The organism is Prosthecobacter sp., from assembly GCF_020439865.1.
GTDB lineage: Bacteria > Verrucomicrobiota > Verrucomicrobiia > Verrucomicrobiales > Verrucomicrobiaceae > Prosthecobacter.
In genome coordinates this window covers 1-9,241 of record NZ_JAGRPF010000241.1, presented here as the reverse complement: position 1 = coordinate 9,241, position 9,241 = coordinate 1, and the positions used below count along the sequence as shown (strand labels likewise).

Sequence of the window (9,241 nt, the reverse complement as noted above, 5' to 3'; positions counted from 1 at the left end):
CGGATCGTCGAGGATCGGGCTGATGTCCTTGCCTTGCAGTCGCGCGGGCACTTCGAGACCGCAGAGTTTCGCGGTGGTGGGATAGAGATCGAGCAGCTCGACGAACGAATCGCTCACGCCGGGCTTCTTGCCGGGCACGCTGATGATGAGCGGCACGCGTGCACTTTCATCATGCAGGCTGACCTTGGCCCAGAAATCGTGCTCGCCGAGATGATAGCCGTGATCGCTGGTGAAAATGACAATCGTGTTGTCCGCCTCGCCGGATTTCTCCAGCGCATCGAGCACCTTGCCGACCTGTGCGTCCATGAAACTCACCGCTGCATAATAACCGGCGACGGCCTTCTTCTGCTTCGGCACGTCCATCTTCATGTTCACGCTCGTCTTGTAGTTGATGCCGGGCTTCGGGATGTCATCCCAGTCGCCGGGCACCTTTTCCGGCAGCGCCATCGAGTCCGCCGGATACGCGTGATACTTCGCAGGCGACACGAACGGCACATGCGGCCGCACAAAACCCACCGCGAGGAAGAACGGCTCCTTCGCGTGCTGCTCGATGAGTTCGCGGGCCTTCGACGCGGTCCTGCCATCGGACTGCACCATGTCATCGCCATCGGCCGCCACGACGACGAAGGTGTTGCCGCCGACCACGGGCTTCTTGCCATCGGGATTGCCCTCCAATGTCTCGCCGACGCCGGGCGATTTCCATTCCGGGCCGGGACTGTTGAATCGCTCCGTCCACGACGCAGGATCATCCGCGCCATCGCTGCCTTCCTCAATTCCGCCAGGCACGCCCATGTGGAAGATCTTGCTCACACGCGCGGAGTAGTAGCCTGCGTTCTTGAAATGCTGCGCCCACGTCGCACGGTCGCCGATGGCGGCACGCGGGCTGATGTAACCCTGCACACCCGTCGCATGTGGATAGTAACCGGACATGAACGACGCCCGCGACGGCCCGCAGTAGGTTCCCTGGCAATACGCCCGCGTAAAACGCATACCACGCGACGCGAGACGGTCGATGTTAGGCGTCTGGCAGACCTTGTTGCCGTAGCAGCTCAACGCGGTCGAAGTAAGATCGTCCGCGATGATGAAGAGAACATTCGGCTTCGCCAGAAGTGATGAATGCGGAATGACGAACGATGTCAGGAGTACTAATGCGAGAGATCTCATGGCTGTTTGATCGGCTCTTTTTCGAAATCACTCGGCGACACCCAGCCCGCGTTCATCTTCTCGCCGCGCATGAATTTCTCGTAGAAGCCGGCGCCGTTGGTGGCGGGATATTCGTCAAAGATTTTGCCGTTGCCGAACATGCGCGGATCGTTCTGGGACTTGAGCTCGGTTTCCATGCGTTCGCGCAGTTGCTTCACGCGCTCGGTGTGCACGGATTCACCGGCGAGGTTGTGGGCGCAGTCGGCATCGACGCTGAGGTCGTAGAGTTCCTCGGCGGAACGCATGCCGAAGTTGAGCTGCCAGAACTTGTCGCTGCGATCCTTGCGGCCCATTTCGAGGATGAGCGTCTTGGTGGGGCTGCCGTCGGTGTCGAGATAGCCGGTTTCGGGATTGCCTGCGGGCCAGCGCGTCGGTTCGTAGTTCTTCAAATACAGGTTCTCGGCGGTGACTATACCACGGATCGGATAGCCCCAGTCATGCGGCCGGCCCACGTCGGTGCGTTCCTTGCCGATGAGCGTGTGGTCGCGCTCGGCGATGACGCGGCCGCTTTTCTCGCTCTCCAAAATCGGGCGCCAGCTCTTGCCGGTGATCGGCATCATGCCGCTGTCCTTCTCGGCGATGCCCGCGTAGTCGAGGATCGTGGGCGCGATGTCGGTGAAGTTGACGAAGTCATCGATGATACGACCGGGCTTCGTCAGGCCGCCGGGGAAGCGGATGGCGAGCGGCACGTGGTTGGAATCCTGATACGCGTAGCCTTTGCAACGTGGGAAGGGCATGCCGTGGTCGGCGGTGACGATGATGAGCGTGTTGTCGAGTTCGCCGCGCTTTTCGAGCTCTGCGATCATGCGTGCGAGGTGGTCGTCTGCGTGCTCGACCTCAAAAGCGTAATCGAGGATGTCGTTGCGCACGATGTCGTCTTCGGGCCAGTAGCCGGGGATGCGATCGACATCGGAGAGTTTTTTTCCGCCTTTCTTCACGCCGGATTCATACTCGTAACCGCGATGCGGCTCGAAGCAGCCGTACCAGAAGCACCAGGGCTTGTCCTTCGGCGCAGCATCGAGGAAGTCGGTGAAGTTGGCGGCGTAGTCGTTCTTGGACATGCCCGACGCGGGCGCCGGTGCATTGCGTTTGTTGTAGGGCTTGCCGGTGATCAAGCGCGGCTTGCCGTTCGCATCATTCGCGACACCCGGGCCCCAGCCTTTGCCGGTGATGCCCATGTTCCAGCCCTTCTCCATCAGTACCTCCGGCCAGCTTTTGAGCTTCGCCGGAAAGTAAGCCATGTGATTGCCCGCCTCTTCATTTTGCCAGGCATAACGGCCGGTGATCACGATGGCGCGCGACGGCGCGCACTTCGCGACAGGGGTGTAGGCACGGGTGAAAAGCAGGCCCTCTTTCGCGATGCGATCGAACGCCGGAGTCTTCACCCACGGCGTGCCGTAGGCGCCTGCATGCGCACCCCAATCGTCGGCGATGGCGAAGAGGATGTTCGGCGGACGCTGTTCCGCGGCAAATGACGAAACCAAGACGACGAATAAGGACAGGAATACAACAAGAGGCTTCATGGGTTGGGGAAGGATTAACGAAGAGTAAGCTTCACATGCTTCAAGTCCATCACCTGCGAGCCGGGCATGGAGAGCACCTCGAGTGTCAGGCGCGCAGGGCCGCGTTTCATGTTTAAAGTTCCAAGTTTCAACGTGGCCCACTCGCGATTGCGGTAACGTTCGTTGCCAGCTTCATCGCGGTGCGGCAATGGGATGTCCTTGATCGGCGCGGCGACGACGGTGGTTTCCAACGCACCGTGTGGAGTTCTGAGCCGGATCTTGGAACCGGCGTCCTCCGCTGGGCAGTCGTAGGCGATTTCGAACTCGTATTCACCGGCAGTGGCGACAAAGACTTCGAACCAAACATCCGCCATATCATTCGTCCAGTTGGTGAGCCAGTCGTTGGCGAAGCCCGGTCCACTGGCGAAATGCAACGGCTCATCGTAATAAGCCTGCGGCGCGTGCAGCTCGACGGGATTCTGCTCCTTGTGACCGACGGGAAGCCGGAAACGCTGCAGGGCGTAGTGCGAGATGTCAGCAAACCATGCGTCGTATTTGGCGGCGAGCTCCTTCACGAGTTCGGGATTCGCTTTGGCGATGTCGTTCTTCTCGCCGGGGTCGACTTCCATGTCATAGAGCTGCCAGGCGGTCGCGCTGTCGTCGTTCGCCTTCGCTTTGGAGCCGCCGGCAGGACCTTTGATCTCGCGCACGAGGCGATGTCGCTGCGTGCGCACGGCACCGGGATACTTGTTCGTCTCGTCGATGGGATTGTGCGTGAAGAGCGTGCGCTCCGGCCAGGCGCTGGTGTCCTCGCTTTCCAAAAGCGGACGCAGGCTGATGCCGTCGAGCTTCGGGCCATCCAGCGCCTTCGTGCCGGACAGGTCGAGCAGCGTCGGGAGAAGGTCGATGTGTGAGACGATGGGCTTCGCGACATGCGGTTTCCATTTCGCCGCGGGCCAGCGCATGAAGAGCGGCACGCGGCTGCCTCCTTCATGCACGCTCACCTTGCCGCCGCGCATGCCGGCGTTGTAAATCTTCACGCCCGCCGTGCCGCCGTTGTCCGTGAGGAAGAGCACGATCGTGTTCTCGGCGAGCTTCAATTCATCGAGCCGGCCGAGCAGACGTCCGACGTTGTCGTCGATGTTTTCGCACATGCCGTAAAACGCGGCCACGTTGTCCTCGAGGCCCTTCGCCTTGAACTTGTCAAAGTACTTGTCCGGCACCTGATAGGGCGAGTGCGGTGCGTTGTAGGCGAGGTAGCAGAAGAACGGATCTTTCTGGTTCGCGTTGATGAACTTCAGTGCCTCGTCGGTCAGCACGTCGCTGATGTAGCCCTTCGTCGGTTCGGGCGTCGAACCGCGCAGCAGCGTGGCGTCGAAGTAGTTGTTCCAATGGCCGTTGTTGAAGCCGAACACATCGTCGAATCCCTGGCCGGAAGGCGTGAAGGGAAACTGCTCGCCGTTGTGCCATTTGCCGATGCAGGCCGTGCGATACCCGCTGCCTTTCAGCGCCTCCGCCATCGTGACTTCCGAAGGACGGATGGCCTCGCGGTTGTGCGTGACGCCATGGCAGCCCGTGCGCAGCGGCCAGCGTCCCGTGAGCAGCGCCGCACGCGTCGGCGCGCAGAAGGAGTTCACGTAGAAGCGCTCGAATTGCACGCCCGACCTGCCGAGCTGATCGATGTTCGGCGTTTGCACATGCGGATTGCCATGGATCGAGAAATCGCCGTAGCCCTGGTCATCGGTGATGATGAGCAGCACGTTCGGCTGAGCCGAAAAAGATGACGCCGAAACGACGAGGGCTGAAAAAAGGCCGAGGAGAACGCTGAAGGGTCGGAACATGACGTGGAAACGCCCGTCCGACGCAGATCATTCTCCAAACACCTTCGTCAAATCCACCTTGTCGCCAAGCTCCGACGACAGCTTCACGAGGCGCTCGAACATTTCCTTCTTCTTCGCGGCGTGTTCGGGTTTCGCGGCGAGATCGGTCATCTCCTGCGGATCTTCAGCGAGGTGGTAAAGGCGCAATACCTTGGCCTTCGGATAGGCGATGAGCTTCCAGCCGTCGTGCGTGACGGCGCGCTGCAGTTCGAGGTAGGCGCCATAGACGGAGTCGTAGCTGCTCGTTTTCTGTTCGCCGTTGAGCAGCGGGCGCAGGCTGTGGAAGAAGACGTGCTTCGGCTTTTCGGCGCCGGCGAGATCGAGCGCGGTGGCCATGACGTCCTGAAGATAGATCGCGTTGTCGTTCTTCGCATTCTTCGCCACACCGGGACCGGCGACGATGAAGGGCACGCGCACGCTGTGGTCATACATGTTTTGTTTGCCGATGAGTCCGTGATGTCCGACGGCGAGACCGTGGTCGGCGGTGAAGAAGATCCACGTGTTGTCGGCCTGGCCGTTCGCGTCGAGCGTGTCGAGGATTTTACCGATCTGCACGTCGAGGTGCGAGATGAGCGCATAGTATTCGCTGCGGTGCGTCTTCACCGCGAACTCCGTGCGCGGCATTGGCGCGAGGTTTTCATCACGCAGTTTGTGCTGGCAGCCGATGTCGTCCTTGTAGGGATACTCGGGAATGAAGTTCTGCGGCACCTGCATGCGGCTGAGCGGATACATGTCCTGAAACTCCTTCGGCGCCTGTCGTGGATCGTGCGGCGCGTTGAACGCGGCGTAGATGAAAAACGGCTTCTCCTGCTGCTTCGCGTCGTTGAGGAAGGTGATCGTGTGGTCATTCACGACTTCGCTCCAGTGCTTGCCGCCTTCCCAGAATCCGCCAAGCGATTTGTCATAGGGGCTCCACGCATCGGTCTGACCTTCGATGGGACGATTGTAGGCGGTGGGAACGGTCTTCGGCATGCCGGGGCGCACATCCATGACCATGTCGAAACACTTCGTCGCATCGGTCTGCACATGCCACTTTCCGGTCATGTAAGTCTTGTAGCCGGCCTTGCCCATGAGCTGCGACCATAGCACACCTGACTGACGCTCCTTGTCGGTCGTTTTGTAAACCGAGTCCGCGTCCCACACGCTGCGGCCGGTGTTCAGCATCGTGCGGCTCGCCACGCACACCGCACCGCTCCATGAGCCCATGTTGTAGGCGCGGGTGAAGGTGGTGCCGCGTGCGGCAAGACGGTCGAGATTCGGCGTATCGATGTCCGTGTGGCCAAAAGCGCGGATCGCTTCATACGTGAAGTCGTCGGCGAAGAGGAAGAGAACGTTGGGGCGCTGCTCTGCAGCGAATGACGAAACCAGAATGAGGAATGACGAAAGGATGATGAGGGCGGGTTTCATGATTGATATTGTAACGAGGTCACATGCTTGAGATTGCCGATTGCTCAAAAAACGTTGCTATCAGAGGTTGTTGTTTGGACTGGCTTTTTCGATCTCAAGTTTCCAGCCTGCAGCATCGCATTCGAATTCTTCATCTCGGAAATAAAACAAGTAATGGTGTTGATTCGACTGATCGAGAGATCTGATGATCCAGTTGTCCTTCAAGTGATCGAGCTTTAGATCGCCTGAGATTTCATAAAACTCACCCCAACTCGGGGCAGTTTTGCTAAATCTGCATTGTCCTCGATACCAACCTTCGTCGTTAACGGTTCCAAACCTGTAACGAGTGCAATTTTCGAACCGGATGATTCCAATGTCCTCCTCATCAAATTGCGGGAATTGAAATGGATTTAAGTAGAAGCGCAGGATTAGATCACTTCCGTCCCAAGACACCTTGGGACCTGGCGCGTTCGGCTCGGCATTCCAACCGTCGTTAAGTTTGGTGAATGTCGTCTTCATGTTGGAACCTATCGCACCTGTCCTTTCTCGCGCACTTTGGCGAGCAGGGCTTTAAGTTCGGCGACTTTCTCCGGCATCTCGGAATAGAGGTTCTTCTTCTCGGCGACATCGTCCTTCAGGTTGTAGAGCTCGCCGGGCTGCGTGTTCTTCGCGTAGCCGTTCGCTTCATCGAACCACGCGGGCACTTTCGTCACGCTGCCGGATTTCGCGTCTACCAAGACCCAGTCGCCATGACGCAATGCGTAGCCGTTGGCGTTCGTGTTGTGCACGACGGTGTCGCGCGCGCTGGGGCCTTCACCTTTGATGAGAGCGAGCTGATTGAAGCTGTCTTCGGCGGAACCGGCCGGAATGTCGCCGCCGACAATCGCCGCGATCGTTGCATAGATGTCGATCTGGCTGATGAGGCCGTCGTTCACCTTGCCCGCGGGCACCACGCCGGGCCATTTGACGACAAACGGCACGCGGTGGCCGCCTTCCCAGATGTCGCGCTTCAATCCGCGCAGCTCGCCCATGCTGCGATGCCCGAAGTTCTTGATGCGCTCATACGCGTATTGCTCCGGGCCGTTGTCGGCGGAGAAAATGACGAGCGTGTTGTCCGCGAAGCCGTGCTTCTCCAGCGCGGCGAGCACGCGTCCCACGGTGTCGTCGGTCTGCACCACGTAGTCGCCGTAGCCGTTCGCGCCCGACTTGCCGACGAATTCCTTCGCCGGAACGATGGGCGCATGCGGCGACGTGAAAGGGAAGTAGAGGAAGAACGGCTTGTCTTTCTGCTGCTTGCCGATCCACTCCTCCGCCTTCGTCGTCAACGTCGGCATCACCGCCCAGAAGTCCCAGTCCTTCACCGAGGGGCCCGGACGCGCCTCCCAGCTGCCTTCGGCTGTCGGTGCCGTCGTGGTGAGAGCAACGGTGGGCGTGGTGATGACGCGATCGTTCTCAAAACAGGCGTAAGGCGGAAAATTCGGCACGTCGTCGCCGAAGTAATAATCAAACCCGTGCGAGAGCGGCCCACCGGCGATGGGCTTGCTCCAGTCGAACGCACCCGGGGCAAAAGACTTCTTCTTCCCATCGCCCTGCAGTTCCGCGCCCGGCTTCTTGATCGACTCCCAGTCCCAGCCGAGATGCCATTTGCCGATGCACGCGGTTTGATAGCCCTTCGCCTTCAGCATCTCCGCCACCGTCTGCTTTTCATCGTCCATGATCGGCTGGTCAAACGAGTTCACGATGCCGTGAAACTTCCGCCAGTGATAGCGCCCCTCCAGCAGCGCATAACGGCTCGGCGTGCAGATGCCGGACGAACTGTGCGCATCCGTGAAGCGCATCCCCGCCTTGGCGAGCTTGTCCAGATTCGGCGTCGGAATCTTCGACTGCGGATTCTGAATGCCGAGGTCGCCATAGCCCATGTCATCCGCGTAGAGGATCACGATGTTCGGCTGGGCGGCGTGAAGTGCCGCGCCAAAGGCGAGGAGACAGAGAGTGGTGAGCGCGCGTTTCATGGTTGGGAAGGGTGGTTGGCCAGAATGCTGTTCATCTATCTCCAGCTTGAGGGCAAAACCGGACACTGGCTGTGAAAGCTAGGCGAGTTTCTCGGTCGTCACCTTGATTTTGCAATTGGGCGCCAGACCATAGTAGCTCTCCAAGGCTGCTCGGACCATTTGTTCGATGTCGTCTTCATTCACCGATTCCACATCGAAGGTGCAGTAGACCTTCGGCTCCCACGCCGTCAGCTTGCAGCCGTCTGGCAGGCGAACCCCATCGTCGGGAAGAACCGTCAGCGGTTCTTTCTCATCCAGATACTGAAAGTTGAACATCCCGGCATGAAGCTGGATCCAGAACGGCGGTTTTGAATCTCCGATCTCCGAAGCTTCGATCAGCGTGCACCAGCCGTTTCCTTTGTGCGCGATCGAAGTGGAACCGACGGATTCCATCGCTGCACGAAGTTCTGTTCCTAGGTGATCCATTGCTTTGGTTGAGGAAGTGCAGCCGGTGACATCACTTGTCCTTCTTCTTTTTCATCTTCTTCCCCTTCTCGCTTTTCCACAGCACGATGTCTGCGAAGTCGTTCGCCGAATCCGGGCCGTCGGTGCTGCGGCCGCGGGCGATGTCGGCTTTCAGGAGATCGAGGAGCTGGTTCACGATCTCGGGTTTGGATTCGAAGAGGTTCGTGGTCTCGCCGATGTCGTCCTTCATGTGGTAGAGCTGGCCTTTGGGCCAGTCGGCGGGCGCCTTGGCTTCGGTGGGCGAGGACCAGCCGCCGGAGGCTTTGGCGAGCGCGAGCTTCCACGGTCCCTGGCGATAGGCGAAGTGGCCGCTGTTCGAGTGATGAATGACGCCGTGACGCGTGGACACGATCTTTTCACCGCCGAACGCCGGCAGGAAGCTCACGCTGTCCTCGCAACTGCCCGCGGGCACCGGCTGACCGAGGATCCCGGCGGCGGTGGCGAAGAAATCGACGAGGCAGATGAGCTGGTCGCTTGTGGAGCCAGCGGCGATCTTCGCCGGCCAGCGGGCGATGAACGGGATGCGATGCCCGCCGTCCCAGATGTCCGCCTTCGAACCGCGCAGGTTCGCGCTGACCCTGTGGCCCTGCGCGGCGAGCTTGTCGATCCCGGCGGCCTTCGAGCAGCCGTTGTCGCTGGTGAGGATGAAGAGCGTGTTCTTCGTCATGCCGTTGCGCTCCAACGCCTCCGACACGGCGACGACCACGTCATCGGTCTGCATCACGAAGTCACCGTAATCGCCGAGGCCGCTGCG

At 59.8% G+C, this 9,241-nt stretch carries 8 protein-coding genes; all 8 read right to left on the bottom strand.

Translation table 11 applies throughout. The features are described 5' to 3' along the window. Positions 1–1,164: sulfatase (locus KDL09_RS25100; protein ID WP_294391631.1), on the bottom strand; the 1,164-nt coding region annotated here is incomplete at its 3' end. Continuing rightward, positions 1,161–2,726, bottom strand: coding sequence for a sulfatase (locus tag KDL09_RS25095; RefSeq protein WP_294391628.1), 1,566 nt, complete (start codon positions 2,724–2,726; stop codon positions 1,161–1,163). The genes KDL09_RS25100 and KDL09_RS25095, both read right to left, overlap by 4 nt. 14 nt (positions 2,727–2,740) lie before the next feature. Further along, positions 2,741–4,546: an arylsulfatase gene (locus tag KDL09_RS25090; RefSeq protein WP_294391625.1), complete on the bottom strand. Its 1,806-nt coding sequence runs from the start codon at positions 4,544–4,546 to the stop codon at positions 2,741–2,743. Positions 4,547–4,573: 27 nt separating this feature from the next. After that, positions 4,574–5,992, bottom strand: coding sequence for a sulfatase-like hydrolase/transferase (locus KDL09_RS25085; protein ID WP_294391624.1), 1,419 nt, complete (start codon positions 5,990–5,992; stop codon positions 4,574–4,576). A gap of 60 nt (positions 5,993–6,052) precedes the next feature. Beyond that, on the bottom strand, positions 6,053–6,490 hold the full coding sequence (locus KDL09_RS25080) for a hypothetical protein (protein WP_294391621.1): 438 nt from the start codon (positions 6,488–6,490) through the stop codon (positions 6,053–6,055). An 8-nt stretch (positions 6,491–6,498) separates the two neighbouring features. Beyond that, a complete protein-coding gene (locus tag KDL09_RS25075) occupies positions 6,499–7,983 on the bottom strand; it encodes a sulfatase-like hydrolase/transferase (RefSeq protein WP_294391619.1) in 1,485 nt (494 codons plus the stop codon). A gap of 78 nt (positions 7,984–8,061) precedes the next feature. Beyond that, positions 8,062–8,415, bottom strand: coding sequence for a hypothetical protein (locus KDL09_RS25070; protein WP_294391618.1), 354 nt, complete (start codon positions 8,413–8,415; stop codon positions 8,062–8,064). Positions 8,416–8,479: 64 nt separating this feature from the next. Beyond that, positions 8,480–9,241 (bottom strand): sulfatase-like hydrolase/transferase (locus KDL09_RS25065; protein ID WP_294391616.1); only part of this gene is annotated, 762 nt, incomplete at its 5' end.